Source organism: Paenirhizobium selenitireducens ATCC BAA-1503 (assembly GCF_900492185.1).
Lineage (GTDB): Bacteria > Pseudomonadota > Alphaproteobacteria > Rhizobiales > Rhizobiaceae > Allorhizobium > Allorhizobium selenitireducens_A.
In genome coordinates this window covers 66,306-92,508 of record NZ_UEYP01000012.1, presented here as the reverse complement: position 1 = coordinate 92,508, position 26,203 = coordinate 66,306, and the positions used below count along the sequence as shown (strand labels likewise).

Here is a 26,203-nt window from a genome sequence, read left to right as displayed (position 1 = left end):
TTTTGCAAAGGCGCTAGTGCAATCCTTCCTTCCTTGCCACCCGCCGCACTCGCGCCTCGTGCGTCGTGGCTTTCACGGCTTTCTTCATCAAGGTAAAAGGGCGGGTGGCACCCTACCGTACGTGTGCATCAGCAGGTGGCGAGCGGAAAAGGGCGGCCAAGGCGTGAGACGAAGTTGGAGAAGATTGTCCATGAACCTACCCACCTCGATCTATCCCGAGAGAAATATTCTGGACCGCGCGGCACTGGCAAGACTGCAAGCCGCAGGGTGCCGGGAGCGTCGCACGCGCCTTTCCAATTGGCTCGTTGAGGTTGGCCTGGATGGTGCCGTGATCACGCGACCTCAACACCTGACATACTTTTTTGGGTTGCATGGATGGAGAAGTTCGCCAGCTTCGGGGTTCGTTGGCCGTGATGGCTTCGGTTTGATCTCGGTCGGCAACTCGTTGGAGACTGACGTCTACGCCGATGAAACAGTCCGGTTCGACGATTCGATGTTCGCGACCACTGACGAAGACCGCGAGCGAGCGGCAATTGGCGCGCTGGATATTCGCCTGGCTAAGACGAAGGCGCTAGGCGCTGATTGCGCCGAAATCGCAGGACGGACCATCACTCCGATATACAATCAAATCTTGTCGATGCGCCGACGCAAGCATCCGGATGAAGTCGCGCTCATTTCCGCAGCCATTGCCGTTAATGAAGCTGGATACCGTGCGATTGCGCCGCATATCGCCCCCGGACTTCTGGAAACGGAAGTGTTTGCCCTATTTCAGGGAGCTGCAATCGTGGCTGCGGGACAGACGATGGGGGAGCTAGGAAACGATTTTCGGGGGGGACAGCCGGGCGGGCGACCTCGACCCGTGCCCCTGGTGGAGGGCGATCTTCTGCCCGTGGACGCCGGAGCGGTTTTCGCAAACTATTTTTCCGATATGTGCCGGACTTTCGCTGTATCGGGGACACGAGCGCCCCTTCAGGAGGAAGCCTTCAGCCGCGTTGTTCATGCACTGTCAATAGCCGAAGACATGATCCGGCCGGGCGTTCGATGCGGGACCGTTTTCCAGGAGATTTCATCCATCCTGAACAGCGTCCGCGACGACTGGCGCTTTGACCATCACCTAGGCCATGGGTTGGGCTTGAACCCGGTCGAGCGCCCCTTCATAAATTCGGGTTCGGACGACATCTTTGAAGAGGGTTGCACGTTCGCGCTCGAACCCGGCTTGTACGGAGACAATCTCCGGGGTGGAATACGTCTCGAGCAGAACTACGTCATAGAAAATGGCGCCCTTCGCCGGCTATCCAACTTGCCGCTGGACCTGTGAAAATGCCGCGGACCTGAAAGCTCGAACTGGGTGCGCGCACGATCGAATCAATCCGCCGTCCGGCTTCCGGTCTTTCGATCGGAAGAGTCCTGAAGGCAGCTTGCCGAAGCTCGCGCGAGGCACGGCACGCAAAGAGAAATTGCGGTGGGATCAGGGACTGGCCGCCGCCATGACCTTCCCGAGTGCATCGACGAGCATGTCGGCATTTTCGCGCGAAAAGACGAGCGGCGGGCGGATCTTCAGCACGTTGGCACGGGGGCCGGATGCGCTGATGAGGACGCGTCGTTCGCGAAGGCCGTTGACGATGCGGGTGGTGAGGGCAGCGTCCGGGCTCCTGGTCGCTGGGTCGGAAACGATCTCGACGCCGATGAAGAGGCCGGCGCCGCGCACATCGCCGATGGCGGGGTGGCGGTCGGCCAGATCCTTCAGGCCGTCCATCAGATAGCGGCCGACGTCGAGCGCATTCTGCTGCAGGCCATCGATGCGGATCGTGTCGAGCACCGCCTTGCCGGCAGCGGCAGCGACCGGGTTTCCGCCGAAGGTGTTGAAGTAGCGCGCCTTCGGGCCGAATTCGGCGATGACCTCCGGTCGCAGCACGATGCCGGCCATCGGGTAACCGTTGCCCATCGGCTTGCCGAGCGTCACCATGTCGGGGGAAATGCCGTGGCGCTCGAAGCCCCACATGGCCTCGCCGGTGCGGCCGAAACCCGGCTGCACCTCGTCGGCGACGAAGAGGCCACCTGCCTCGTGGATGGCGTCCACCGCCGGTTTCAGAAAGCCCCTCGGACCGGCGAAGATGCCGTCGCTGGAAAAGATCGTGTCGACGATCAGCATGGCCGGCTTGATGCCGTGGCGCCTGAGGTCGGCGATGGCGGCGCGGACGTCGCGGCCGAACTTTTCCATCATCTCCTCGGGCGAATGGCGGTAGCTGTCGGGGGCGGGCACCGTGCGCACATGGGGTCCCAGCGTCACGGATTCGCCGAGCGAGGGTGAGAATTCGGCAACCGCGCTGGTGAGGCCATGATAGGCGAGCTCGGTGGCGATGATGCCGGTGCCGCCGGTGACGAAGCGGGCGATGCGCACGGCCAGGTCGTTTGCCTCGCTGCCGGTGCAGGTGAACATCGCCTGGCTCAGGCCCTCGGGGAAGGTTGCCGTCAGGCTTTCGGCATAGTCGACGATGCCTTCATGCAGATAGCGCGTATGGGTGTTGAGGATGGCTGTCTGCTTCGTGATCGCCTCGACGACGCGGGGATGGCAATGGCCGAGCGAGGCGACGTTGTTGTAGGCGTCGAGATAAGGTTCGCCCGCCGCATCGTAAAGGAAGACGCCCTCGCCGCGCACGAGATGCAGCGGCTTCTCGTAGAACAGGCGGTAGGCGGGTCCGAGCACCTTTTCCCGCCGGGCGATCAGCGCCCGTTCGCCGTCGCTCAGCCTTTCGAAATCCTCGCGCGAAAACGCATTCACCATCGACATGATCAGGCCTCGGAAAAGTTGGGGACGAGCCTTCTCAGCCCGGCCGCGGTGAGATCGGCAGTGTTCTGCAGGCCACGCCAGGCGGTGGCGTGGTTGCGCATGATGTAATCGCGGTTTTCCGGGAAGTGGGTCGAGCGCCACTCGGCGATGATGATCGACATGGCGAGGCGCGCCCGGGTGAGAAGGGGCAGGAGCTCGATCTCGGCCTCCTCCAGCGCGCGGGCCGACTGGTAGCCTTCCAGGAAAGCGTTGATGCGGGCGGCCCAGTTGTCGGTTGCCAGATGATAGGAGAGGGCGACGGCGAGGTCGTTGACGACCGGCGCATAGACCATGTCGCCGAAATCGATGATGCCAACCACGTGCGTCGGCTCCGCCGGATCGAGCAGGATATTGTGCGGGTTGAAGTCGTTGTGGATGATCTGCCGTCGCCTGATCGCGGCAATCGCCGGAAGGGCACTTTCGAACTCGGCCAGAACCGCTGCGACCTGCGCGCGACGCTCGGGGGCCACGTGGTCGATCACGGCGGCAAGATCGAGCGTGTGGGAAATGTCCCACATCAGCTTTCCTTCGGGGGGGCGCCCGGCATAATTTTCAAGGCCGAGCCCGAGTTCGGCGAGCGCCCGGCCGACATTGCGGCTTTGGGCTTCGGAGGCCGGCGTGCGGTATTGCAGTTCGCCGTGGAGGAAGGTGAGGAGGCGCATGATGCGCGGACCTTCGGAGGTGAACAAGGTGTGGCAGGGCTTGCCTTCGAGGGTAGGCAAGAGCCGCGGCACGGGTACGCCGGGAGCGACGACCTGAAGATGAAGCAGGGCGCCGTCCTGAAAGTCCAGCGTGGCCGGATCCTCGGCGGGATTGGCGATCTTCAGGATGAAGGCGGCCCCATCCGTCGCGGTGAAGAGAAAGGTCTCGTCACGCTCGCTGGACAGGCGCTTGACTACGCCGTTCAGGCCATAGACGGCGCGAACGGCGGCCTGTGCATCGTCGAGCGACGTGGGGCCCCATGTCGCAGACATCGAATCCGTTTTCCTGGCGGCCGATTGCTCGGTCATGATTTCTCCGTTGCGTGCGTTTACCCCGCCGGCTGTCGGGGCGGATGCCCGCGGTTTTTGGGCACGGGCCGGCATGACCAAGCTCCTTGTTCGTGTGAACACGTCGCCGGCGGCTACCGATACTTGAAACACGCAAAAAAAGATGCATCAAGTATCTTGTCATTTTATTTTGCGGATTGGGCCCCATGACCGAGTTTTCGACACTGGAATATGCGAACCTCAACAGCGTCGTTTACGGCGCGTTGTGCGATGCGCTGATGCAGGGTCGGTTCCAGCCCGGCGATCGGTTGAAGATCCGGGATCTCGCCGAGCAGTTCGGCACAAGTGTCACGCCGATCCGCGATGCCATACTGCGTCTCGTCAACGACGAGGCCGTCACCTTCCGTTCGCCGCGCGACATCCGCATCGCCGGCCTCAGCGAAGAACGCTATCGCGAGATCCGCGCCATTCGCGTCCGCCTCGAGGGGCTTGCGGCGGAAACCGCCGCCCAGGTCGCGACAAGCGCCGATATCCAGGCCCTGGAGCTGATCGTGCGCGAGAACGAGGCCGCGATCGCGCAGGGGGACCGGCTGAGGGGGACGCAACTCAACCAGGCCTTCCACTTCATGTTGCCGAAGATCGCCGGGCTTCCGGTGCTCACCAGCATCTTACGCAGGCTCTGGCTGCAGATGGGGCCGCATATTTCCGGCGCCTATCTCGCCGGCGGCCGGGCGATGATCGACCATCACTATCCGGTCATCGAGGCGCTGAAGCGGCACGATCCGGCGGCGGCCTCCATGGCGATCGTCGACGATATCCTGTTGGGTGGAAAGCCGATCCTGGACCGCATTGCCAGCGGCGCGGAGCGGGAGGCCCGTCGCGCCTGACGGCAGCGAGAACAGAGGGCTTGCAATTCATCCGTCGCTGATTACGATGTATCAAGCATCAAGGAGATACTCAGCATGACCGAAGAGCGCCGCTACATGTTGCTGACGGGGGCCAGCCGCGGCATCGGGCATGCGACGGTCAAGCTCTTTCAATCGAAGGGCTGGCGCATCCTGACCGTGTCCCGTCAGCCGTTTTCCGAGGAATGCGCCTGGCCCTCCGCCCGGGAAAGCCACATCCAGGCCGATCTTGCCGATCTGACGCAGATCGACCGCCTTGCGGCGACGGTCCGCGAACGGCTGCCGCACGGCAAGCTGCACGCGCTCGTCAACAATGCCGGGATTTCGCCCAAGGGCCCCAACAGAAGCCGGCTCGGTGTGATGGACACGGATGCGAGCGTCTGGATGCAGGTGCTCAACGTCAATCTCGTCTCGACCGCGCTGATCGCCCGGACCCTGATGCCTGAATTGGAGGCGGCCAAGGGCTCGATCGTCAACGTCACCTCGATCGCCGGTTCGCGCGTTCATCCGTTTGCCGGTGTCGCCTATGCGGCTTCCAAGGCGGGACTGGCGTCGCTGACGCGCGAAATGGCGCATGAATTCGGCCGACGCGGCGTGCGCGCCAATGCGATTGCGCCGGGCGAGATCGAAACCTCGATCCTTTCACCCGGCACCGATGCGCTGGTCGCCGCCGAAGTGCCGATGGGAAGGCTGGGCGAACCGGGCGAAGTCGCGGAAACCATCTACTTCCTGTGCACCGAACAGTCCTCCTACATCAATGGAGCGGAAATCCACATCAACGGAGGGCAGCACGTCTGACAAAGGTCAAGCGAACCGGATTGTCCGTTGACCGGCAATGAACGGAATGCATCAATCGGTCGATACGTCCAGGGGAAAAGGATGTGACGACCGAACTGACCGCAGCCAAAGCCGCAAAGGAATGGCAGGCGGTCGGCGTGATTACGTCACGGAGCCTGCACCGGCTCAACACAACGAAGAAAAGGGGAATGTGATGAAGACAATCATGAAATCCGGCTTCCTGGCGGCAGCTGCCGCAGTGCTCTCGGCCAGCCTCGCTGCGCCGGTCGTCGCACGCGACCTGACCGTCGTATCGTGGGGCGGCAACTACCAGGACGCCCAGCGCAACATCTACTTCAAGCCGTTCTCGGAAAAGCTCGGCAAGCCGGTGCTCGACGAAGCCTGGGACGGCGGCATCGGCGTCATCCAGTCTAAGGTCAAGGCCGGCGCGCCGAACTGGGATGTGGTCCAGGTCGAAGCCGAAGAGCTGGCGCTCGGCTGTGCCGACGGTCTCTACGAGAAGATCGACTGGGACAAGATGGGCGGCAAGGACAAGTTCCTCGACAGCGCCGTCAATGACTGCGGCGTCGGCGCCATCGTCTGGTCGACGGCGATTGCCTATGACGGCGACAAGCTTGCCGAGGGGCCAAGCTCCTGGGCCGACTTCTGGAACGTCGAGAAGTTCCCCGGCAAGCGTTCGCTGCGCAAGGGACCGAAATACACGCTCGAATTCGCACTGCTCGCCGATGGCGTCTCCAAGGACGAACTCTATGACGTGCTCGGCACCGACGAAGGTGTCGAACGCGCCTTCAAGAAGCTCGACGAGTTGAAGCCGAACATCGTCTGGTGGGAATCCGGTGCGCAGCCGCTGCAGTTCCTGGCTTCGGGCGAAGTGGTCATGACCTCGGCCTATAACGGCCGCATCACCGGCATCAACCGCTCGGAAGGCAAGAACTTCAAGGTCGTATTCCCCGGCTCCATCTATGCGGTCGACAGCTGGGTCGTGCTGAAGGACGCGGAAAACAAGGATGCCGCGCAGGACTTCATCGCCTTCGCCAGCCTGCCGGAAAACCAGTCCAAGCTGCCGGAATTCGTCGCTTATGGCCTGCCGAACAAGGACGCGGCCGCCAAGGTGCCGGCGGAGTTCGCCAAGGATCTGCCGACCGACCCGGCAAACCTGACGGATGCCATTCCGCTCAATGTCGATTTCTGGATCGACAATGCGGAAACGCTGACTGAGCGTTTCAACGCCTGGCTGGCCCAGTAAGAACATCCGGGGGAAGGGGCTCGCATCGGGTGCCTTCCCCGTATGGCCGGGTGCGTTCAGCAAGCGCACTTCTCGCCTCAAGCGATGGAGTCTTCCGTGGCCGAATTCATTCGATTTGACCGCATTACCAAATTCTACGGCCCGCTCTGCGTGGTCAAGGACCTCGATCTCGGCATCGAGAAGGGCGAATTCGTCAGCCTGCTCGGACCATCGGGCTCCGGCAAGACGACGCTGCTGATGATGCTTGCCGGCTTCGAACAGCCGACCTCGGGCAGTATCGTGGTCGATGGAAGGGCCATTAACGCGGTGCCAACCCACAAACGCGACATGGGCGTCGTCTTCCAGAGCTACGCGCTTTTCCCCCACATGTCCGTTGGCGACAACATCGCCTTTCCGCTGCAGATGCGCGGCGTCGGCAAGGCGGAGATCGGCGAGCGCGTCAGCCGCGCGCTCGACATGGTTCAGATGTCGGCTCTTGCCGACCGCCGCCCCATTCAGCTCTCCGGCGGTCAGCAGCAGCGCGTGGCGCTGGCCCGTGCCCTCGTTTTCGAGCCGCGTGTCGTCCTGATGGACGAGCCGCTCGGGGCGCTCGACAAGCAGTTGCGTGAGCAGATGCAACTCGACATCCGCGACCTGCACCGTCGCCTTGGGCTTACCATCGTCTTCGTCACGCACGACCAGTCCGAAGCGCTCACCATGTCGGACCGGGTCGCCGTCTTCAACAAGGGCAATATCGAACAGATCGGTACGCCGCGCGAAGTCTATGACGCGCCGGCGACGCGTTTCGTGGCCGAGTTCATCGGCGAGACCAATCTCTTTGAAGCCGTTGTGGAATCGGTGAATGGAGAGGAAGCGGTCGTGCGGCTTCCGTCCGGCGCACAGGTTATCTCGGTTGTTTCCGGCGGTGTCGTCCCCGGCCAGAAGGTGCTCCTCTCCATCCGTCCGGAACGGGTAGAGCTTGCGGAGACGCGAGGCGAGGCGCGCAACGTACTGGAAACCGAGGTGACCGATTCCGTCTACCAGGGAGATCACCTGCGGGTGCAATTGCACAACTCCATCCATCCGCTGATTGCCAAGCTCGGTCGACGCTCGCGCGAATTTCCGCCCGGAACGAAGGTCTTTGCGACTTTTTCGGCCGATGACTGTCGGGTCATCGTGCCATGAGCGCAGCCTCCTCCCGCACGGGGCGGTCGCTTTTCCTGCTGGCGCCGCTCATGCTCTTCCTCATCGGCTTCTTCGTCTGGCCGCTCTTCAGCATGATGTCGCAGTCGGTGTCCGATCCCGCCGTCTTGCGCCTGCTGCCGCGAAGCGCCGAGGTCCTCGCCGATTGGGACCGCATGTCGCCACCGACAATGGAAATGCAGGCTGCGGTCATCGAGGACCTGAAGGCGGTCGATGACGACCAGGCGCTCGGTGACATGGTGCGCCGTCTCAACAGCGCCCGGTCGGGTTTCCGAACGCTGATGGGCAAGACAATGACGGCCGTCGGAGATAGCGCAAATCCGCCCGTCGATCTCGTTTCCATCGACAAACGCTGGGAGCGGCCGGAATTCTGGCTGGCGATCGCCGACGCGCTCTCGCCTTATACCGACCGCAACCTGCTCGCGGCGGTCGATCTCGGGCGTAACGCTGCGGGCGAGATCGAACAGTTGCCAACGGACCAGTCGGTCAACCGCGTAATCCTCCTGCGCACCTTTTGGATCGCCGCGCTCGTTACCTTCGCCTGCGCCTGCATCGGCTACCCCTATGCCATCATCGCCGCATCGCTTGCCGGCTGGAAGCGCGACCTGATGCTGGCCGCCGTCCTCTTACCGTTGTGGACCTCGCTTCTGGTGCGCACCGCGGCCTGGTTCATCCTGTTGCAGGAAAAGGGGCTGATCAACGATCTCCTGCTGACGCTCGGCATCGTCAATTCGCCGCTGGCGCTGATCTTCAACCGCACCGGCGTCATCATCGCCATGACCCATGTACTCCTGCCCTTCATGGTCCTGCCGATCTATTCGGTGCTGATCACCATTCCCAAGAACCTGATGCCGGCCGCAGCCTCACTCGGCGCCCATCCGCTGCGCGCCTTCCTGCGCGTGCTCTTGCCGCTCAGCCTGCGCGGCGTCGCTTCCGGCGGGCTGCTCGTCTTCATCTCGGCGATCGGTTATTACATTACGCCTGCGCTGATCGGCGGGCCGGGCGACCAGATGATCTCGTCGATCATCGCCTTCTATGCGACGGGCTCGGCGAACTGGGGCATGGCGGGCGCGCTCGGTGTCGTGCTGCTCGTTGCGACCCTGTTGCTTTACAGTGTCTATGCGCGGCTTTCCCGCGACGAGCCTGGGAGGCACTGACGATGCCCATGAAAATCGCCAAGGCGACCTTCGCGACGCTGACCATCCTCTTCCTCGTCGCGCCCCTGATCGCCATCCTGCCTCTGGCGTTCACCTCGAGCGTCATCCTCACCTATCCCATCCCCTCGTGGTCGCTGCGCTGGTTCGAGGAACTATTCTTTGCCGATGCCTGGCGGCGGGCGATCGTCAACAGCCTGATCATCGGCACGGGTACCACGCTGCTGGCCACCGCGCTCGGCACGGCGGCCTCGGTCGGCCTGCGTAACCGGTTGCTTTTCTTCCGCGGCTCTATCCGCACGCTCTTCCTTCTGCCGATGGTCGTGCCGGCCGTCGTGCTCGGTGTCGGTATGCAAGTTCTGCTGTCGGGGTTTGGGCTGACCAACAGCTATCTCGGGGTGATCATCGCCCATACCGTCGTCGCCGTCCCCTTCGTGGTGGTGAGCGTCACCGGAGCGCTGGCAGGGATCGACGAGCGCGTGGAACTGGCCGCGCAGAGCCTCGGCGCTTCGCCGGCGACGGTTTTTCGCCGCATCACGCTGCCGCTTGCCATGCCGGGCGTTCTGTCCGGTGCGGTGCTCGCCTTTGCCACCTCGCTCGATGAGGTTGTGCTGACGCTTTTCGTGGCCGGCCCCAACCAGCGCACGCTGGCGCGGCAAATGTTTTCCTCGATCCGCGAGAACATCAGCCCGGCGATCGCCGCGGCCGCCTTCCTGTTCATTGCGGCAACTGTGATCATCGGGCTGATCCTGATGCTGTCGAGATCGATGCTGACCAAGCGCACCGGGTGATCAAAACCTGCGAGCCACCCTGTCCCTTTGTCGATGCGGATGGCTGCGGGAACCCGAAAGGGGGGCTGGGCCTTATGTCGAGCGACGAGGACGACAGGAAGGTATGGCACGGTGGGCGGCAAGGCCGAGACAAAACTGGTTTATCTCGAGAGCCTGCAAAGCGGGATATCCAGACGGCAAGCCGGAAGAGGTTTCGTCTACAAGGATGCCGCTGGCAAACGGGTCAAGGATCCCGCCGTTCTCGACAGGATCAACGCCCTCGGCATTCCGCCGGCCTATCGCGACGTCGTCATCTCGGAAGATCCGTCGTCGCACCTGCAGGCCACCGGCGTCGATACGCGCGGACGCAAACAGTATCTCTATCATCCCGAATGGCGTGCCATGCGGGATCAAGCCAAGTTCGAACGCCTCCTTCCGTTTGCGACCGTGCTCCCCGACATTCGTCAGCGCGTCGACGGCGATCTGCGCAAACAGCGCATCGGAATGGAGAAGGCGGTCGCGACAGTGGTGTGGATGCTGGACAATCTCTTCATCCGTATCGGCAACGTCGACTATGTGCGAACCAATGGATCCTACGGCCTGACGACGCTCAGGAACCGCCACGTCAATGTCGATGGCTCCAGGATCCGCTTTCGCTTTCGCGGGAAGTCGGGCAAGGAATGGAATCTCGTTCACACGGATAGACGCATCGCCAATGTGGTGCGCAGACTGCAGGATCTGCCGGGACAGTCATTGTTCCAGTATCTCGATGACGATGGGAGGTGCCGGCCGGTGTCGTCCCACGACGTCAATTCGTATATCCGCGAAATCTCCGGAGAGGATTTCACGTCGCGGCAATTCAGGACATGGGGCGCGACGTGCATGGCGGTCGCCGCCCTGGCGCCGGTAGAGGTTGCGGACTCCGACAGGCTGGTGAGCCGGCAGATCAACGAGGCGGTGGACGCGGTTGCAGCGAGACTGGTGAATACCCGCACGGTGTGCCGCAGCAACTACATCCATCCTTCGGTCATCGAGGCGTTCAGGGCGGGAACGCTCGGAAATGTCCTTACCTTGCCGAAGACCAGGAGCAGGAAGCTCCTGGACTGGATGACGCAGGACGAGATCCGTACTCTGCAGTGGCTGAAGTCACGGTGAATGTCGAGCACCCTGCCTGAACCAAAGGGTTCCCAGGACCGAAGCCTTTGCGACGACAGTCCACGCAAAGGAGGCGTGAACCCGACCATGCCAAACTCTCGTGCCGGACGGCCCAGACGAACGCTGAACCGGGCTTCACCCCGGCATCTGACACTTGTCCGCAACGTCAACGGATGCTGCCTGGCGAGACGCCGGGCAGGCGGTCCTCTGGGGCAATATGGTCAGCGCCAGATCACCCGGTTCCCGAGGTCTCAGACCGATGGTTGGCGTCGTGCGAGAGCCTGTCTAGCGCCTCACCTCCGCCAGCAAGTCGCTGAGGCGATCGATGGTCTCCGCTGGAGGCCGTCGCCAAGTCTCTGACCGCTGCTGCCATCGACCGTAGCGAGCTTATCGTTGCTCATATCGACTGGAAGCCACCAATGAGCTGACGCAGGCCGAACAGTGCGCCGACGATGATGCAAAGCAGGGTGACCGGCCCGGACCAGGCGAGGGCGGCGATCCCGGACACGCCTTGTCCGATCGAGCAGCCCATCGCGATGACGCCGCCTATCCCCATCAGGGCGGCACCGCCAACCTGGCGGCGCAGTTCCCTCGGGTCTTCGCAAGCTTCCCACACGAACGTGCCCTTGAACATCGAGCCGATAAACGCGCCGGCGGCCACGCCGGCGACGGAGCCGACGGAAAAATTGATGCCGCCCGCGGTCGCCGTCATCAGGTAGATCAATGTCCTGCCCAAGGGGGCGGTGAAGGAAGGGCCTTCGGGGGATATGGCGCCGAGGCTGAACTGAGACAGATAGGAGGTGCCGGCGAAGCACCATGTCACCGCAAGGCCGGCGGCAACGGCCCAGGCGATCATCCGCCGGTCCTGGCGCAGTCGCTCATAGGAGAGGGCCCAGACAAGGCAGGCCAATGCCGCCGCGATGATCGTGACGATGACCGGAATGCCGAGGGCCGCTTGAAGATCGTCGGCGATGCCGTGCGGACTGACTGCCTCGGATTGGGGAAACAGGAATATTCGCAGTGGAGCAAGCGGTCCGGACAGGGCGACGAAGGCGGTGATGCCCATGACCACGACCAGGACGAGCGAGCGGAGGTCGCCGCCGCCGAAACGGGCAAGCGCCCCAAAGCCGCAATTTCCGGCCATCGCCATGCCGTAGCCGAACATGAGGCCACCGACAATCGAAGCGAACGGGTCCCAGGCGAAGGCCTGGTACAATGTGCCCTTCAGATCGATCAGCCCCGCCAGCGCTCCGATCTGTGTGCCAAGGATCGCGACGCCGAGCACGATGCCCCAGGAGCGCAGGCGCTTCTGCTCCGTGCCGTATACGGCGGACTCAAGGGCGGCGAGCGTACACAAGCTGCCCAGCCGCCAGGCGAGACCGAGGACCAGACCGCCCGCCAAACCGACCAATGCAGCCAGAAGGCCGACCGGCAATGTCTCCACGCTATTCACCTCCCAATGAATTCACAGGACTTGGTTTCCTCAAAAGAGGTTGGCCAAGAATATGATGGTCTGCCTGACCCTGTCATCCTGTATCGAATAATAGATTGCGTTTCCGTCTCGCTGGGCCGACACCAGGCCCTCCAGCCGGAGCCGGGCGAGTTGCTGGCTGACCACCGCCTGGCGCGCGCAAAGCAGATTCTCAAGCTCGGTCACGCTTCTCGGGCCATCCAGCAGATGGCACAGGATGGTCAGTCGGCCGTCATGCCCCAATGCCTTGAGGAATTGCGAGACGGTTGTCGGGTCGGAGATCAGCCCGTCCAGAGCGCCGTCTCTCAGCGCCGGTTCAACCAAATCGTCCACGTCCCCAACAATCCTTCAATCTGCTGCCTTGCCTGCAAGGCTGCCCAAACGGGTACAGACCCCATTTAGACAGTCAATATCGCACGTGGGCGGCGGCGCGTCGATGCTGCGATGTCGCGTTCCCGTCGTTATCCCAAGGCCCCGGACCGATCGCGCTCCACTGCTCTCAGCGGTCTTCGTCGGTCAGGTGGCCGCCTGCCCTGGTGATCATCTCACCCAGCAGGGCCCAGAAGAAATCCTCTCCCGGATATCCCTCGATTCGGCCAGTCTCCAAGCCATCGACGATCAGCACGAAGGTCGGCGTGAAGGTGGGTGGCCGGCTTATCGCGATGCCCGGGGGCAGGTCGGCATGGAGGTCGAGCCGGCGAAGCGGCGCGGCGCGGCCCTCGCTCGTCTTCGGGTATTTTGGTGACACCTCTGCATCCCAGCGGGCGCAATACATGCAGCCGGGCTGTTCGAACATCAAGAGCTCCACAGCGGCCCGTGCCGGCGCGGACGCCAGCATCACGAAAGCGACAAGAAGGGGCAGCAGGCATCGGGGCATATTGACAGACTACATAGAAATATAGAGATATTCTAATTTCAATCCCCTGCGAAAGCAATCCGTGCTTCGCAGGGTCCGAAAGATACATGTACGGCGCTTGGGAGGGAGCCATGCTCGAGATCAGTTACGGCGGCGCGATCGTCGCTGGGCTACTGTCTTTCCTGTCGCCGTGCATCCTGCCGATGGTGCCGTTCTACCTGTCCTACATGGCCGGCCTGTCGGTGCAGGAATTGCGCGGAGCGGACGGCATACCGGCGGGTGCGCAGCGCAGATTGTTCATCCAGTCGGTCGCCTTCGCGCTCGGCGTCACGACCATCTTCGTCCTGCTGGGGCTGAGTGCGACGGCGCTGGGGCATGTCTTCCTGAAATGGAAGGAGCCGCTCTCCTGGCTTGCGGCGGCGATGCTGATCGCCTTCGGGCTGCATTTTCTCGGTGTCTTCCGCATCGGCCTGTTCTACCGCGAGGCGCGGGTTCAGTCGGGGGCCAATCCGACGACCCTCGGGGGCGCCTATCTGATGGGGCTGGCCTTCGGCTTCGGCTGGACCCCCTGCGTCGGGCCTGCCCTTGCCGCCATCCTGATGGTCGCCAGCGGCATGGGTGATCTCTGGCGCGGGGGCCTGCTGCTGCTCGCCTATGGCGTGGGCATGACCCTGCCTTTCGTCGTGGCCGCCCTCTTCGCCCGTCCGTTCCTTGCCTTCGTCGGGCGCCACCGGGCGATGATGGGGCATGTGGAAAAACTGATGGGGGTGATGCTGATCGTCTTCGGCATCCTGATCGCCACCAATTCCGTCAACCTGATCGCCGATTTCCTGCTGCGAAACTTCGACTGGTCGGCAACACTGCAATAATGGGGAGGAAGAGACCATGCGCCTGTCACAGTTCTTTCTTGCGCTCGCGCTGCTGATCGTGACGGCCGTGCCGTCTTTGCCGGTTGCGGCCACCGAACTCGGCGATGACGGACTGCACAAGCCGGCCTGGCTGCGCGAGACGTTCAAGGACCTGCGGGAGGATCTGGCGGATGCCAGGGCCGAAGGCAAGCGACTGATGCTGATCGTCGAGCAACGCGGCTGCATCTACTGCACCAAGATGCATGAGGAGGTATTTTCCGATCCCAAGATCGAGAGCCTGATCAGGGACAATTATTTCGTCGTGCAACTCAATCTCTTCGGTGATGTGGAGGTGACCGACTTCGACGGAACCGTTCTTCCGGAAAAGGAGATGGTGACCCGCTGGGGTCTGATGTTCACGCCGACCCTGATCTTCCTGCCGGAGGAGGTTGCGCCGGACAAGACCGCTGCGCAGGCTTCCGTTGCGACCATGCCGGGTGCCTTCGGCAAGGGGACCACCGAGGCCCTTTTGGTCTGGGTTCGGGATCGCGGCTATGAGTCGGGCGAACATTTCCAGAAGTTTCTGGCGAAGCGGGTCAACCCGTGACGAAAAACTGATCAGGATCAATGTTCTGGCAGGTTATTCAAAAATATATATATAGGCATTGTCATAGGTTGCGAGTGCGGGTAACCTGCATTCGGAGAGATGAGGGAGGAGACAATGAAATGGCAGTTCTGTCTGGCAGCGACGATCGCTATTGCAAGCGCGACGCCAGCCTCAAGTGAAACCGCGCCGTCGAGCGTGGCCTTTGAAGAAGGGGCCATCGCGACTTCGCTTTCCGGCAAGCCGGGAGACACGGCGTCGGGCATCAAGGTCATGACCACGAATGCGCTGGGCAATTGCGTGGCGTGTCATACGATCGCGGCGCTGCCCGACGTGCAGTTCCCCGGGGACATCGCGCCGCCGCTCGATGGCGTCGCCGACCGCTACAGCGAAGCGCAACTGCGCGGCATCGTCGCGAATGCGAAGAAAACATTCGAAGGCAGCTTCATGCCCGCCTTCTACAAGACTGACGGGTTTATCCGTCCCGGCGACGGGTTTACCGGCAAGGCGGCGAAGGGTGAGCTTAAGCCGATCCTCACTGCCCAGCAGATCGAGGACGTCGTCGCTTACCTGATGACGCTCAAGGAATAGGATGAGGAGAAACAAGACATGACTATCACCAGACGTGACATGCTGCTGATCGGCCTGGGGGGCGTCGTTGCCGTCGCTCTGCCGGGTCTGGCAAGCGCTGCGACGACAGAAGAACTGACGAAGGCGTTCACCGGCGGGGCGACGGAATCGTCCGACGGCATCACGCTGACTGCACCTGAAATCGCTGAAAACGGCAATACCGTGCCGATCTCGGTCGATGCGCCGGGCGCCGTCTCCATCATGCTGTTGGCAAGCGGCAATCCGGAGCCGGCCGTCGCGACGTTCACCTTCGGGCCTGCGGCGGGAAGCCAGATGGCTGCGACGCGTATTCGCCTTGCCAAGACGCAGGACGTGATTGCGCTCGCCAAGATGGCTGACGGTTCCATCAAGAAGGCGCAGGCAACGGTCAAGGTTACCATCGGCGGCTGTGGCGGCTGAGTTCAAGGGAGGATTTTTTTATGGCAGATGATGCAAAACCACGCGTGAAGGTTCCGAAGTCGGCCAAGGCTGGCGAAGTTGTGACCTTGAAGGCGCTGATCAGCCACAAGATGGAATCGGGTCAGCGCAAGGATGCGGAGGGCAAGCTCATTCCGCGTTCGATCATCAACCGTTTCACCTGCGACCTCAACGGGGTCAACGTGATCGACGTGAAGATCGAGCCTGCGGTTTCGACGAACCCCTATTTCGAGTTTGATGCCAAGGTGGATGCCGCAGGGGAATTCACCTTCACCTGGTATGACGACGATGGCTCCATCTACACGGACAAGAAGCCGATCGAGGTCGCCTGATTTTTCGCTCGATACGATCTCTGGGAGGAGGGCTCATGCAGGACAGGAGCAAGACCAAACTTATCGCTGTAGCGGCAGCATGCGGATTTCTAGCCGCCGCTGTTGCAAATGCGGAACCGGTCGACGACACGCTGACCGTCGAGACTGACGACGGCCCCATCGAACTCGTCACCAAGACGGCGGCGCCAGAGTTCCTCAAGGGTACCCTGGATACGATCTATTCCGGATGGCTGTTCCGCGAGGACGAGACGCGGGAATTGCAGAAGGACGACTTCGACAATCCCGGCATGGTATTTGCCGATCGCGGCCTCGACAACTGGAACAAGGCGATTGGCAAGAACGGCGAATCCTGCGCCGGCTGTCACCAGGGGCCCGAGAGCATGGCAGGCCTGCGGGCCGTCACGCCGCGGGTCGATCCGGTTTCCGGCAAGCTGATGATCGTCGAGGACTACATCAACGAGTGCGTCACCGAGCGGATGGGGCAGGAAGCCTGGGGCATGACGTCCGACAAGATGAAGGACATGCTCTCGCTGATCTCGATGCAGTCGCGCGGTCACAAGGTCAATGTCGCCATCGACGGCCCCGCCCAGTCCTTCTGGGAAAAGGGCAAGGAGATCTACTACACCCGCTTCGGCCAGCTGGAAATGTCCTGTGCCAACTGTCACGAGGACAACTACGGAAAGATGATCCGTGCCGACCACCTTTCCCAGGGGCAGATCAACGGGTTTCCCGCTTATCGTCTGAAGGACGCCGGCGTGCTGAGTGCACAACAGCGCTTCGTAGGCTGCGTTCGCGATACGCGGGCCGAAACATTCAAGGCGGGTTCGGACGAGTTCAAGGCGCTGGAACTCTATGTCGCCTCGCGCGGCAACGGGCTTTCGGTCGAGGGCGTCTCGGTCCGCCACTGATGAATAGTCATGCCTGCCAGGTCGACCGACCTGGCAGGCATGACGACCAATACAACTGAACAAGGCAGGCCTGACCGTGTCATCGACGCGGAACGGGAACCTGTATCTGCCGGAGGACATGCGGGATGATTACCCGTCGGGAATTTTTACAGGCCTCGATGGCCGCGTCGGCGATCGTGGGCGTTTCTGGCTTCGGCAATTTCGCCCGGCTGGCCGCCCAGCAGGCTCTCACCCAGGAGCAGTTGCTGGCGTTCGAGGATTTCGGCAATGTCACGCTGATCCATGTGACCGACATTCATGCGCAGTTGAAGCCGATCTGGTTCCGCGAGCCCGAGGTCAATCTCGGCGTCGGCGATGCGAAGGGTCACGTGCCCCATGTCACCGGTTCCGACTTCCTGAAAATGTTCAACATCGCGCCCGGCTCGCGCGACGCCTACGCGCTGACACACGAGGACTTCTCGTCGCTCGCCAAGGCCTATGGCCGCATGGGCGGCATGGACCGGGTGGCGACGGTCGTGAAAGCGATCCGGGCGGCGCGGCCCGACTCCCTTCTCCTCGACGGTGGCGACACCTGGCATGGGTCCATGACCAGCCTTTTGACCAAGGGGCAGGACATGGTGAATGTCATGAACGCGCTTGGCGTCGAGGCCATGACCAGTCACTGGGAGTGGACCTACGGGACCGCGCGCGTCAAGGAAATCGTCGACGGGCTGCCCTTTCCCTTCCTCGGCGCCAATATCTTCGATGCGGAATGGGACGAGCCGGCTTTCGAACCGTACAAGATCTTCGAAAAGGGCGGCGTGCGCATTGCCGTCATCGGGCAGGCCTTCCCCTACATGCCGATCGCCAATCCGAAATGGATGTTCCCGGAATACTCCTTCGGCATCCGCGAGGAACGCATGCAGGAAGTCGTCGACGAGGTGCGGGCGGACGGCGTCGACCTGGTCGTCTGCCTGTCGCACAACGGCTTCGACGTCGACCGCAAGATGGCCAGCCGCGTGAAGGGGATCGACGTCATCCTGACGGGACACACCCATGATGCCGTGCCGGAACCCGTGCTCATCGGCGAGACCATCCTGATCGCGTCCGGTTCGAACGGAAAGTTCGTCAGCCGGATCGACCTCGACGTTCGCGACGGCAAGATGATGGGTTTCCGTCACAAGCTCGTACCGATCTTCTCCGACGTGATCACGCCGGATCCTGACATGGCGGCGCTGATCGACGGCGAGCGGGCACCCTACAAGGCGCAGCTCGAGGAACAGATCGGCACCACCGAAAGCCTGCTCTACCGCCGCGGCAATTTCAACGGGACCTGGGACGACCTGATCTGCGATGCGATCCGCAGCGAGCGCGACGCACAGATCGCCATGTCGCCCGGCGTTCGCTGGGGAACGTCGCTATTGCCTGGCGATGCGATCACCCGCGAAGACATCCACAACGTCACGTCCATGACCTATGGCGCCTGCTATCGCACCGAGATGACCGGTGAGACGATCAGGACGATCCTGGAAGATGTCGCCGACAATATCTTCAACCCGGATCCCTACTACCAGCAGGGCGGTGACATGGTCCGCGTCGGCGGCCTGTCCTATGCCATCGACGTGACGAAGCCGATCGGTGAGCGGATCAGCGAGATTTCGCTGACGGAGGGCGGAGCAGCCATCGAGGCCGGCAAATCCTACACGGTGGCGGGCTGGGCCAGCGTCAACGAGGGAACCGAGGGGCCGCAGATCTGGGATGTCCTCGAGGCGCATGTCCGGAAGATCGGCACTGTCAAACTCGAACCCAACAACACTGTCCGCGTCAGCGGAATCTGATTGACAGCAAGGAGTTTTCGCCATGTCCGACGAAACGAAAAACGGGACGTCCCGCCGCGGCTTCCTGCGCCAGGCAGCCCTGACCGGCGCGGGCATCGTCGCCGGTGCGACGACCGCGCGTGCCAGCGAGCCCGATCCGAAGATCACCGAAGTGCAGGAGTGGGCTACCGCCTTTGGTGATCCGGTCGATGCGGCACCCTATGGGACGCCGATCCGCTTCGAATCCCATGTCGTGCGCCGCAATGTCGAGTGGCTGACGGAAAGCCCCGTCTCCTCGATCAACTTCACTCCCATTCACGCCCTGGAAGGGACCATCACGCCGCAGGGCTGTGCGTTCGAGCGCCATCATTCCGGCGCGATCGAACTGAGCAAGCAGGACTACCGCCTGATGATCAACGGGTTGGTCGAAAAGCCACTGGTCTTTACCTTCGAGGACCTGTTGCGCTTTCCCCGAACGATCAACACCGCCTTCCTGGAATGCGCTGCCAATGGCGGCATGGAATGGGGCGGCGCCCAGCTCGAGGGCTGCCAGTTCACCCAGGGCATGATCCATAACATGGAATATACCGGCGTGCCCTTGCGGCTGCTGCTCGAGGAAGCGGGCGTCAAGCCCGAGGGAAAATGGATCTATGCCGAGGGCGCCGACGCAAGCTCGAACGGCCGATCCATCCCGATCGAGAAGGCACTCGACGATGTCATGGTGGCGTTCTTCGCCAATGGCGAGGCCTTGCGCAAGGAGCACGGCTACCCCGTTCGCCTGGTGGTGCCCGGTTGGGAAGGCAATATGTGGATCAAATGGCTCCGGCGGATCGGTGTCTATGACAAGGCGGTGGAAAGCCGCGAGGAGACTTCGAAATACACCGACCTGATGCCCGACGGCCGGGCCAGGAAATGGACCTGGACCATGGACACGAAATCCGTGATCACGTCGCCCAGTCCCCAGGCGCCGATACGGCACGGCAAGGGGCCGCTGGTGCTGACCGGCCTCGCCTGGTCGGGCAATGGCAAGATCAAGCGGGTCGACGTCTCGCTCGACGGTGGTGTCAACTGGCAGGAGGCACGGATCTCCGGGGATATCAAATCCAAGGCGCTGACGCGCTTCCATCTCGACATCGATTGGGACGGCAGCGAAATGCTGCTGCAATCTCGCGCGATCGACGAGACGGGCTATGTCCAGCCGACCAAGGATGCGTTGCGCGAAATCCGTGGGCTGAACAACGTCTATCACAACAACGGGATCCAGACCTGGTGGGTCAAAGCCGATGGAGAGGTCGAGAATGTCGAAGTTGCGTAACCGTTTGGCCTGCACGGCGCTGGGCCTCCTGTTTCTGGCAACGCCGGCACTGGCGGAAAAACTGGGCCTGGGTCGTCCGGCCTTGCCCGAGGAAATCTCGGCTTGGGACGTTGCCATTCTTCCCGACGGCACCGGGCTGCGTCCCGGCTCCGGGGACGTGGCGACAGGCGATGAGGTGTTCGCGGAGAAATGCGCGACCTGCCACGGCGAGTTCGCCGAGGGCCTCGACGCCTGGCCGGTTCTCGCGGGCGGCGAGGGCACGCTCACCGACCGGCGGCCGGTCAAGACGATCGGCAGCTACTGGCCCTATCTCTCGACCGTGTGGGACTATGTCCACCGGTCCATGCCGTTCGGCTCGGCCCAGACGGTCACGGTCGACGAAACCTATGCGATCACCGCTTTCCTGCTGTATTCGAACGGCCTGGTGGACGAGGACTTCACGCTTTCGAACGAGAACTTCAAGGACATCGTGCTGCCCAATGCGGACGGTTTCTATGTCGATGACCGTCCCGAAACCGAGTATCCGAAATTCCGCGTTGAGCCCTGCATGAAGGATTGCGGCCCGGCGGTGAAGGTCACCAAGCGTGCCGCCGAGCTCAAGGTCACCCCGACCGACGCGGATGGTCGCCCGGCTGGGACGATACCAGCCTATGACGAGGCGAGTGCCGCCGAACCTGCCGCTCCCCCAAGCACCGACACCGCCGAGGCGGCGCCGGTCGAGGGGCAGGAGAAGGCCGCAACGGCGCCTTCAACCGAAGCGGCACAAGCGGCGCCAGCAGCCGCAGTGGAGGCGCCGCCCGCCGCGGACGCAGCAACAGCACCGGCACCGGCCCCGAGCGAAACGGCAGGCCTCGATCCTGCCCTGATCGATCAGGGGAAGAATGTTTTCAAGAAGTGCGTTGCCTGCCACAAGGTCGGGGAGGGGGCCAAGAACGCTACCGGTCCGACATTGAACGGTATTGTCGGTTCTGCGGCCGGGCAGTCGGAAGGCTTCAAATATTCCAAGGCCCTTGCGGATAAGGCGGCTGCGGGACTAACCTGGAATGAAGCGGAACTTCAGGCATTCCTGGAGAACCCGAAAGACTTCATGAAGGGCACGAAGATGACTTTTGCGGGCCTGAAGAAGGCGGAGGACCGCGCAGCGGTCATTGCCTATCTGCGCAGCATCGGGAAGTGATGCACGCCCATGCGGTGGAGCCTCGCAGCCATCGCCGCCTCATGGATCGCTGCCGGCTTCACGCCGGCCGCGGGTCAATCCCTCGGCGATGCGACGCGCGGCGCTGACCTCTTCAAGAATGAGTGCTCCGCTTGCCACCAGGTGGGAAGCGGGGCCCAAAACCGGATAGGGCCGAAGTTGAACGGCGTCTTCGGTCGCAGAGCCGGCTCCATCGAGGGGTTCAAGTATTCCAAGTCGATCTCCCGCATGGGCGCGGACGGTCTGGAATGGCACCTCGAGACTCTGGACGCCTACCTGACAAATCCGAAGACGCTCGTTTCGGGAACCCGGATGAACTATCCGGGATTGGCCAAGCCGGAAGATCGGGCTGCGATCCTCGCCTATCTGCGCCTATGGTCCGACAATCCGCGCGACATTCCCGAGGCCGATCCCACGGCGTCCAAGCGGGAAGTGGAACTCGACCCGGCCGTCCTCGCCATCCAGGGCGATCCCGACTTCGGGCAATACCTCTCTTCCGAGTGCACGACATGCCATCAGAGCGACGGTTCGGACAAGGGCATCCCGTCGATCACCAACTGGCCCACGCAAGACTTCGTCATGGCCATGCACGCCTACAAGCGCAAGCTGAGGCCACATCCGGTGATGCAGATGATGGCGGGCCGGCTTTCGGACGACGAGATCGCCGCGCTGGCCGCCTATTTCGAAGGCGTCGATTAGCAAGAGACATGGACTGAACCGCACGACAACAGCCAATCTGGGAGAGAGCACATGAGGCTGACGAGACGGAATTTCATCGGAACCGGTATTGCCACCGCAGCCCTTCTCCATGCGCCAGCGGTGATCGGTCAGTCGAAGCCGAAGGTCGTCGTGATCGGAGGGGGCGCGGGCGGGGCGACCGCCGCGCGCTATCTGGCGAAGGACAGCGGCGGGGCGCTCGACGTCGTGCTCGTGGAGGCCAATCCGCTCTACACGACCTGCTTCTTCTCCAATCTCTACATCGGCGGTTTCCAGGAGTTCGAGAGCCTGCAACACGGCTATGACAAGATCGTCGCCGGCGGCGTCACGGTGATCAATGACCTGGCGACCGCGGTCGACCGGACGGCCAAGACCGTCACACTGGCGGGAGGGCAGACGCTCAACTACGATCGCCTGATCCTGTCGCCGGGCATCGACTTCAAGGAAGGCTCGGTGCCCGGATGGTCGCTGGATGCGGCGGAGAAAATGCCGCATGCCTACAAGGCCGGCCCGCAGACGCAACTCCTGAAGAAGATGGTCGAGGAAATGCCTCAGGGTGGGGTCTTCGCCATGATCGCGCCCCCAAATCCCTACCGCTGCCCCCCCGGGCCTTACGAGCGGGTCAGTATGGTCGCGCATGTGCTGAAGCAGAAGAACCCCAAGGCCAAGATTCTCGTGCTGGACCCCAAGGACAAGTATTCCAAGCAGGCCCTGTTCGAGGAGGGCTGGCTGAAACATTATGACGGAATGATCGAATGGATCGGTCCGGAATTCGGCGGCGGTGCCGTCGAGGTTCGACCCGACACGATGGAGGTCGTCGTCGAAGGGACCGCCCAGAAGGTCGATGTCTGCAATGTCATTCCGGGTCAGGTTGCCGGCAAGATCGCCCAGATCGCCGGCGTCACCGACGACAAGGGCTGGGCTCCGGTGCATCCCGACAGCATGAAGGCGAAGGCTGACGCGAACGTCTACGTGCTTGGAGATTCAAGCGCGCAGGGCGACATGCCGAAGTCCGCCTTCTCCGCCAATAGCCAGGCCAAGGTCGCCGCCATGTCCGTTCGTGGCGAACTGCTGGCTTCGAAGGTGTTCCCGGCCAAGTATTCCAACACCTGCTGGTCGCTCATCGCGCCGGATGACGGGGTGAAAGTCGGGGCCTCCTACCAGCCGACCCCGGAGAAAATCGCATCGGTCGAAAGCTTCATCAGCCAGACGGGCGAAGACGCGGCCCTGCGCAAGGCGACCTATGAAGAGAGCCTCGGCTGGTATGCCGGGATCACGTCCGACATCTTCGGATAATCCACACTCACCGGGCGTCGCAGAAGCGCCCGTATAACGCGGGAAGACAGACATGCTGAACAGACGAACCTTTCTTGGCGCCGCGGCGATGTCCGCGGTGATGCTTCCGGCCACGAGGATATGGGCCGGCTCGAACGTGAAAGTCGGCACCATCCAGATCGACACCTTGTCGGACGGCAACCTCGTCCTTCCCGCCGACTTCATCCTCGGCGGCATGCCGCAAGCGGAGCTGAAGGTCATCGTCGAGAAGTTCGGGCTGTCCACCCAACAACTGACCCCTCCCTGCAACGTGACCCTCGTTCGCGATGGCACCAATACGGTCCTGTTCGACGTTGGCGCAGGGCCCGACTTCCAGCCTTCCGCCGGAAAGCTGGCGGAGGCGCTGGAGGCGCTCGACGTGGCATTCGAAGACGTCACGCATGTCGTCTTCACCCATGGACACCCGGATCATCTGTGGGGGATGCTCGACGAATTCGACGAACCGATTTTTGCCAATGCGGTCCACATGATGGGGCAGGCGGAATTCGATTACTGGACCGATCCTGATACTGCCCAGACCATCGGCGACGCCAGGACCACCTTTGCCGTCGGTGCGGCCCGCCGGCTCGGCGTCGTCGCGGACCGCATGACTTTCATCGCCGACGGGCAGGAGATCCTGCCCGGCATGGCGGCGCGGCTGACGCCCGGCCATACGCCCGGCCACATGGCGTTCGAGATCCGCTCCGGCTCCGACAGCGTCATGGTTGTCGGCGATGCGATCGGCAATCACCATGTCGCCTTCGAGCGGCCGAAATGGCCATCGGGATCGGATCAGGACGGGGAGCGTGCCGCGGCGACGCGGGCGGCGCTGCTCGACCAACTGGCGGCGGACAAGATGCGCCTCATCGGCTTTCATCTGCCCGATGGCGGGCTTGGCCGTGTCGAGAAGGACGGCACTGCCTACAGGTTTGTCGCCGAAAGCTGATTGGCGGCTCTGGGAGCCTTTGCCTCGCCTGACCGCTGGTCGACGATCAGGTCCGTCGCGACGGCGCCGATCCACATGCACAGAAGCGCAAGCCAGGCGGTCGCCGCGAACACGGAGCCGCCGGTCACGCCCGCGCCAATGGCGCATCCGCCGGCGAGCATGGCGCCGAAACCCATCAGCGCCGCACCCAGCATGGAGCGGCGCATCTGGCTTTCATCGCTGAACCCTTGAAACTTCAGTTCGCGTGACAGCAGGGCGGCCAGGAAGGCGCCAATGACCACGCCGGGCACCAGACCGATGTCGAAATCCAGTACCGGATCTTCGGTCAGGAAGAACATCAACATGCTGGCCGACGGTCCGGAGAAGGTGACCGAGTTCACGGAGACGGGCTCGAAGGCGGATTGGGACAGCGAGAAAGTCAGGACCCAGCCGACGGCGACGGCAAAACCGACGCCGGAGGCGAAGACCAGCTTCGCCCAACCAAGACGGTGGCGGATCGCCAGCCATATCGCGCCTGCGGCGATGATCAGGCCGAGTGCAAGGGCTGTTCCCGGCGGTGCGGAGACCGAGGCAAGCAGGTCGACATTCTGTCCGGCCGGGGTGGTCCAAAGCGAAGCCAGATAGGTTCTCGCCGGTGCAAGCCAGCCATGCAGCGCCATCTGCGCGACAACGGCGAAGATCAGGCCCGAGACCACGGACCGCAAGTTGCCTGTCGAGGCGAGCACCAAGAGGCGCCCCGAGCATCCCCGGGCAAGAACCATTCCCACGCCGAACATCAGACCGCCGATGATCGCGCCGGACCAACTGCCGGTGATCGACATGACGCGCGAGGCGTCCGGACGGAAAAGTCCCATCAGGACGGCCGACTGGACCCATACCAAAGCCGTGGAGAAGGTCAGCAGCCAAACGGCAATCTTCGGTCCAAGCGATCCGCGGGCGAACTCGACGGTCGCTGCCCGGAGGCAGAACGAGGAACGCTGTGCGGCGACGCCAAAGATGCCACCCGTGACCAGCCCGAAAAGGACGGCCAGGTGCGTTTCGTCCAAACGGTCAAGCAGTGGCGTCACATCCATTCGAGGGGCTTCCTCCCAATCCGGGGTCAAACGGCCAGCGCAATCCATCGCTTTCGATGTGGAGACCGACATATTCACAGGCAGCTATATCAAAATGCCTGCCGTGCATAAACAGCGCGATTGTCGCAGGGCTTACAAACTTTGTCGCCGACGGCCGGGGATACACTGTCGGGTGTCCCAGCAATTCCGATGCGGTGACGTTCTCCCGCCAAAGCGCTTCTTGCCGGCTTCCTTGCAGGATGCCGGGGAAGAGCAAGCGGGCGGCGATGCCGGCTTGCTTGTTCTGGATCAACAATGGCCGCAAGCGCAGTCGCTATATTAAAAGAAGAGGTCTTTGCAAAAGGGAGAGCAGACATGGGAATCGTCGAAAGAGTCGGCATGCGGCTCGAACGCCAGTCGCATTTGATGAGCGTGATGATGGAGCGGCTGGGCGTCGACCAGGAACGGGCGGGACAGGAGCAGCTGGGACTGGGCCTGGCCCGGGCCGTGAGGTCCTGCATGTTCTGTCACCACAGCGCCGAATGCGAGGAATGGCTTTCCGCCCATGGCGAACGCCAACCGGAAGCCGGCCCGGAATTCTGTGGCAACAGGCGCTTCTTCGGTGCCCACAGCTGATTGCCGGTCCGCAACAGGAGCCTTTGTTTCGTTCCCAAGGACTCCAAGGGGCGAGCCGGAGGTGCTGGTGCTGTCCGCTCTCGATCCTATCCGCCGAACGCTGTCGTTTGCGCCATTCGATGCTCGGTCCTTGCGCA

General features: G+C 62.6%; 27 protein-coding genes. 21 read left to right on the top strand and 6 right to left on the bottom strand.

The window, feature by feature from the left end; genetic code table 11:
• Positions 1–190 precede the first annotated feature (190 nt).
• Positions 191–1,318, top strand: a complete 1,128-nt coding sequence (locus RHIZ70P_RS17680; protein ID WP_115671803.1) for a M24 family metallopeptidase — start codon at positions 191–193, stop codon at positions 1,316–1,318.
• Positions 1,319–1,468: 150 nt separating this feature from the next.
• Here the strand turns inward: RHIZ70P_RS17680 and RHIZ70P_RS17675 are convergent, their stop codons facing one another.
• Together RHIZ70P_RS17675 and RHIZ70P_RS17670 are read right to left on the bottom strand one after the other, a co-directional pair.
• Positions 1,469–2,791, bottom strand: coding sequence for an aspartate aminotransferase family protein (locus RHIZ70P_RS17675; RefSeq protein WP_115671802.1), 1,323 nt, complete (start codon positions 2,789–2,791; stop codon positions 1,469–1,471).
• 2 nt (positions 2,792–2,793) lie between these two features.
• The gene (locus tag RHIZ70P_RS17670) at positions 2,794–3,804 is read right to left on the bottom strand and encodes a phosphotransferase enzyme family protein (RefSeq protein ID WP_235842267.1); all 1,011 of its coding nucleotides are present in this window, start codon (positions 3,802–3,804) and stop codon (positions 2,794–2,796) included.
• A 221-nt stretch (positions 3,805–4,025) separates the two neighbouring features.
• Here RHIZ70P_RS17670 and RHIZ70P_RS17665 point away from each other — a divergent pair, with 221 nt between their 5' ends.
• From RHIZ70P_RS17665 to RHIZ70P_RS17635, 7 genes are all read left to right on the top strand, one after another.
• The gene (locus RHIZ70P_RS17665; protein ID WP_115671800.1) at positions 4,026–4,706 is read left to right on the top strand and encodes a GntR family transcriptional regulator; all 681 of its coding nucleotides are present in this window, start codon (positions 4,026–4,028) and stop codon (positions 4,704–4,706) included.
• A 75-nt stretch (positions 4,707–4,781) separates the two neighbouring features.
• A complete protein-coding gene (locus tag RHIZ70P_RS17660; RefSeq protein ID WP_115671799.1) occupies positions 4,782–5,522 on the top strand; it encodes an SDR family NAD(P)-dependent oxidoreductase in 741 nt (246 codons plus the stop codon).
• 205 nt (positions 5,523–5,727) lie between these two features.
• Positions 5,728–6,768 (top strand): ABC transporter substrate-binding protein, encoded by a 1,041-nt coding sequence (locus tag RHIZ70P_RS17655; RefSeq protein ID WP_419178313.1) that lies wholly within the window; start codon positions 5,728–5,730, stop codon positions 6,766–6,768.
• Positions 6,769–6,852: 84 nt separating this feature from the next.
• The gene (locus RHIZ70P_RS17650) at positions 6,853–7,932 is read left to right on the top strand and encodes an ABC transporter ATP-binding protein (RefSeq protein WP_115671797.1); all 1,080 of its coding nucleotides are present in this window, start codon (positions 6,853–6,855) and stop codon (positions 7,930–7,932) included.
• Positions 7,929–9,107, top strand: a complete 1,179-nt coding sequence (locus RHIZ70P_RS17645; RefSeq protein ID WP_115671796.1) for an ABC transporter permease — start codon at positions 7,929–7,931, stop codon at positions 9,105–9,107. Before RHIZ70P_RS17650 ends, RHIZ70P_RS17645 begins: the two co-directional genes overlap by 4 nt.
• 2 nt (positions 9,108–9,109) lie before the next feature.
• Entirely contained in the window at positions 9,110–9,895 is a 786-nt protein-coding gene (locus tag RHIZ70P_RS17640; RefSeq protein WP_115671795.1) for an ABC transporter permease, read from the top strand.
• Between the two features lie 111 nt (positions 9,896–10,006).
• Positions 10,007–11,029 (top strand): DNA topoisomerase IB, encoded by a 1,023-nt coding sequence (locus RHIZ70P_RS17635; protein ID WP_235842266.1) that lies wholly within the window; start codon positions 10,007–10,009, stop codon positions 11,027–11,029.
• Between the two features lie 397 nt (positions 11,030–11,426).
• On the opposite strand, the gene RHIZ70P_RS17630 is transcribed toward RHIZ70P_RS17635, so the two are convergent.
• The 3 genes from RHIZ70P_RS17630 to RHIZ70P_RS17620 all read right to left on the bottom strand — a co-directional run bounded on the left by RHIZ70P_RS17630 (position 11,427) and on the right by RHIZ70P_RS17620 (position 13,296).
• Positions 11,427–12,473, bottom strand: a complete 1,047-nt coding sequence (locus RHIZ70P_RS17630; protein ID WP_115671836.1) for a YeeE/YedE family protein — start codon at positions 12,471–12,473, stop codon at positions 11,427–11,429.
• A gap of 39 nt (positions 12,474–12,512) precedes the next feature.
• Positions 12,513–12,833, bottom strand: coding sequence for an ArsR/SmtB family transcription factor (locus RHIZ70P_RS17625; RefSeq protein WP_115671793.1), 321 nt, complete (start codon positions 12,831–12,833; stop codon positions 12,513–12,515).
• Between the two features lie 166 nt (positions 12,834–12,999).
• Positions 13,000–13,296 (bottom strand): thioredoxin family protein, encoded by a 297-nt coding sequence (locus RHIZ70P_RS17620; RefSeq protein WP_235842265.1) that lies wholly within the window; start codon positions 13,294–13,296, stop codon positions 13,000–13,002.
• 191 nt (positions 13,297–13,487) lie between these two features.
• Here RHIZ70P_RS17620 and RHIZ70P_RS17615 point away from each other — a divergent pair, with 191 nt between their 5' ends.
• The 12 genes from RHIZ70P_RS17615 (at position 13,488) to RHIZ70P_RS17560 (ending at position 24,378) form a co-directional block, all read left to right on the top strand.
• The gene (locus RHIZ70P_RS17615; RefSeq protein ID WP_115671791.1) at positions 13,488–14,225 is read left to right on the top strand and encodes a cytochrome c biogenesis CcdA family protein; all 738 of its coding nucleotides are present in this window, start codon (positions 13,488–13,490) and stop codon (positions 14,223–14,225) included.
• A 16-nt stretch (positions 14,226–14,241) separates the two neighbouring features.
• On the top strand, positions 14,242–14,811 hold the full coding sequence (locus RHIZ70P_RS17610; RefSeq protein WP_115671790.1) for a thioredoxin family protein: 570 nt from the start codon (positions 14,242–14,244) through the stop codon (positions 14,809–14,811).
• A 114-nt stretch (positions 14,812–14,925) separates the two neighbouring features.
• Positions 14,926–15,399 (top strand): sulfur oxidation c-type cytochrome SoxX, encoded by a 474-nt coding sequence (gene soxX, locus RHIZ70P_RS17605; protein WP_181904059.1) that lies wholly within the window; start codon positions 14,926–14,928, stop codon positions 15,397–15,399.
• A gap of 18 nt (positions 15,400–15,417) precedes the next feature.
• Positions 15,418–15,837 carry a thiosulfate oxidation carrier protein SoxY gene (gene soxY, locus RHIZ70P_RS17600; RefSeq protein WP_115671788.1) on the top strand — a complete coding sequence of 140 codons (420 nt, stop codon included), beginning with the start codon at positions 15,418–15,420 and terminating at the stop codon, positions 15,835–15,837.
• Positions 15,838–15,857: 20 nt separating this feature from the next.
• Positions 15,858–16,187, top strand: coding sequence for a thiosulfate oxidation carrier complex protein SoxZ (soxZ, locus tag RHIZ70P_RS17595; protein ID WP_115671787.1), 330 nt, complete (start codon positions 15,858–15,860; stop codon positions 16,185–16,187).
• 35 nt (positions 16,188–16,222) lie between these two features.
• Positions 16,223–17,095, top strand: a complete 873-nt coding sequence (gene soxA / locus RHIZ70P_RS17590) for a sulfur oxidation c-type cytochrome SoxA (protein ID WP_115671786.1) — start codon at positions 16,223–16,225, stop codon at positions 17,093–17,095.
• Positions 17,096–17,220: 125 nt separating this feature from the next.
• Positions 17,221–18,912, top strand: coding sequence for a thiosulfohydrolase SoxB (gene soxB / locus RHIZ70P_RS17585; RefSeq protein ID WP_115671785.1), 1,692 nt, complete (start codon positions 17,221–17,223; stop codon positions 18,910–18,912).
• A 22-nt stretch (positions 18,913–18,934) separates the two neighbouring features.
• Positions 18,935–20,206, top strand: coding sequence for a sulfite dehydrogenase (gene soxC / locus RHIZ70P_RS17580; protein WP_115671784.1), 1,272 nt, complete (start codon positions 18,935–18,937; stop codon positions 20,204–20,206).
• The gene (locus RHIZ70P_RS17575) at positions 20,190–21,383 is read left to right on the top strand and encodes a c-type cytochrome (RefSeq protein ID WP_115671783.1); all 1,194 of its coding nucleotides are present in this window, start codon (positions 20,190–20,192) and stop codon (positions 21,381–21,383) included. The genes soxC and RHIZ70P_RS17575 overlap by 17 nt, the downstream gene beginning before the upstream one ends.
• A gap of 9 nt (positions 21,384–21,392) precedes the next feature.
• The gene (locus RHIZ70P_RS17570; RefSeq protein WP_115671782.1) at positions 21,393–22,100 is read left to right on the top strand and encodes a c-type cytochrome; all 708 of its coding nucleotides are present in this window, start codon (positions 21,393–21,395) and stop codon (positions 22,098–22,100) included.
• 51 nt (positions 22,101–22,151) lie between these two features.
• Positions 22,152–23,414, top strand: coding sequence for an NAD(P)/FAD-dependent oxidoreductase (locus RHIZ70P_RS17565; protein WP_115671781.1), 1,263 nt, complete (start codon positions 22,152–22,154; stop codon positions 23,412–23,414).
• A gap of 52 nt (positions 23,415–23,466) precedes the next feature.
• Positions 23,467–24,378, top strand: a complete 912-nt coding sequence (locus RHIZ70P_RS17560) for an MBL fold metallo-hydrolase (RefSeq protein ID WP_115671780.1) — start codon at positions 23,467–23,469, stop codon at positions 24,376–24,378.
• Here the strand turns inward: RHIZ70P_RS17560 and RHIZ70P_RS17555 are convergent.
• Complete coding sequence (locus tag RHIZ70P_RS17555; protein ID WP_115671779.1) at positions 24,354–25,451, bottom strand: YeeE/YedE family protein; 1,098 nt, start codon at positions 25,449–25,451, stop codon at positions 24,354–24,356. The two genes, RHIZ70P_RS17560 and RHIZ70P_RS17555, sit on opposite strands and share 25 nt — an antisense overlap.
• 354 nt (positions 25,452–25,805) lie before the next feature.
• Between RHIZ70P_RS17555 and RHIZ70P_RS17550 the strand changes: the two genes are divergently transcribed.
• Complete coding sequence (locus RHIZ70P_RS17550) at positions 25,806–26,066, top strand: DUF6455 family protein (RefSeq protein ID WP_115671778.1); 261 nt, start codon at positions 25,806–25,808, stop codon at positions 26,064–26,066.
• The last annotated feature ends 137 nt before the right edge of the window (positions 26,067–26,203 follow it).

Coding starts and splice junctions, on each gene's coding strand:
- soxB (WP_115671785.1), top strand. CDS start 17,221: ATGATTACCCGTCGGGAATTTTTACAGGCCTCGATGGCCGCGTCGGCG.
- RHIZ70P_RS17640 (WP_115671795.1), top strand. CDS start 9,110: ATGCCCATGAAAATCGCCAAGGCGACCTTCGCGACGCTGACCATCCTC.
- RHIZ70P_RS17560 (WP_115671780.1), top strand. CDS start 23,467: ATGCTGAACAGACGAACCTTTCTTGGCGCCGCGGCGATGTCCGCGGTG.
- RHIZ70P_RS17575 (WP_115671783.1), top strand. CDS start 20,190: ATGTCGAAGTTGCGTAACCGTTTGGCCTGCACGGCGCTGGGCCTCCTG.
- RHIZ70P_RS17660 (WP_115671799.1), top strand. CDS start 4,782: ATGACCGAAGAGCGCCGCTACATGTTGCTGACGGGGGCCAGCCGCGGC.
- RHIZ70P_RS17650 (WP_115671797.1), top strand. CDS start 6,853: ATGGAGTCTTCCGTGGCCGAATTCATTCGATTTGACCGCATTACCAAA.
- soxX (WP_181904059.1), top strand. CDS start 14,926: ATGAAATGGCAGTTCTGTCTGGCAGCGACGATCGCTATTGCAAGCGCG.
- RHIZ70P_RS17555 (WP_115671779.1), bottom strand. CDS start 25,451: ATGGATGTGACGCCACTGCTTGACCGTTTGGACGAAACGCACCTGGCC.
- RHIZ70P_RS17615 (WP_115671791.1), top strand. CDS start 13,488: ATGCTCGAGATCAGTTACGGCGGCGCGATCGTCGCTGGGCTACTGTCT.
- soxA (WP_115671786.1), top strand. CDS start 16,223: ATGCAGGACAGGAGCAAGACCAAACTTATCGCTGTAGCGGCAGCATGC.
- RHIZ70P_RS17565 (WP_115671781.1), top strand. CDS start 22,152: ATGAGGCTGACGAGACGGAATTTCATCGGAACCGGTATTGCCACCGCA.
- RHIZ70P_RS17610 (WP_115671790.1), top strand. CDS start 14,242: ATGCGCCTGTCACAGTTCTTTCTTGCGCTCGCGCTGCTGATCGTGACG.
- RHIZ70P_RS17665 (WP_115671800.1), top strand. CDS start 4,026: ATGACCGAGTTTTCGACACTGGAATATGCGAACCTCAACAGCGTCGTT.
- RHIZ70P_RS17645 (WP_115671796.1), top strand. CDS start 7,929: ATGAGCGCAGCCTCCTCCCGCACGGGGCGGTCGCTTTTCCTGCTGGCG.
- RHIZ70P_RS17570 (WP_115671782.1), top strand. CDS start 21,393: ATGCGGTGGAGCCTCGCAGCCATCGCCGCCTCATGGATCGCTGCCGGC.
- soxZ (WP_115671787.1), top strand. CDS start 15,858: ATGGCAGATGATGCAAAACCACGCGTGAAGGTTCCGAAGTCGGCCAAG.
- RHIZ70P_RS17620 (WP_235842265.1), bottom strand. CDS start 13,296: ATGTTCGAACAGCCCGGCTGCATGTATTGCGCCCGCTGGGATGCAGAG.
- soxY (WP_115671788.1), top strand. CDS start 15,418: ATGACTATCACCAGACGTGACATGCTGCTGATCGGCCTGGGGGGCGTC.
- RHIZ70P_RS17680 (WP_115671803.1), top strand. CDS start 191: ATGAACCTACCCACCTCGATCTATCCCGAGAGAAATATTCTGGACCGC.
- RHIZ70P_RS17655 (WP_419178313.1), top strand. CDS start 5,728: ATGAAATCCGGCTTCCTGGCGGCAGCTGCCGCAGTGCTCTCGGCCAGC.
- RHIZ70P_RS17670 (WP_235842267.1), bottom strand. CDS start 3,804: ATGTCTGCGACATGGGGCCCCACGTCGCTCGACGATGCACAGGCCGCC.
- soxC (WP_115671784.1), top strand. CDS start 18,935: ATGTCCGACGAAACGAAAAACGGGACGTCCCGCCGCGGCTTCCTGCGC.
- RHIZ70P_RS17675 (WP_115671802.1), bottom strand. CDS start 2,791: ATGTCGATGGTGAATGCGTTTTCGCGCGAGGATTTCGAAAGGCTGAGC.
- RHIZ70P_RS17550 (WP_115671778.1), top strand. CDS start 25,806: ATGGGAATCGTCGAAAGAGTCGGCATGCGGCTCGAACGCCAGTCGCAT.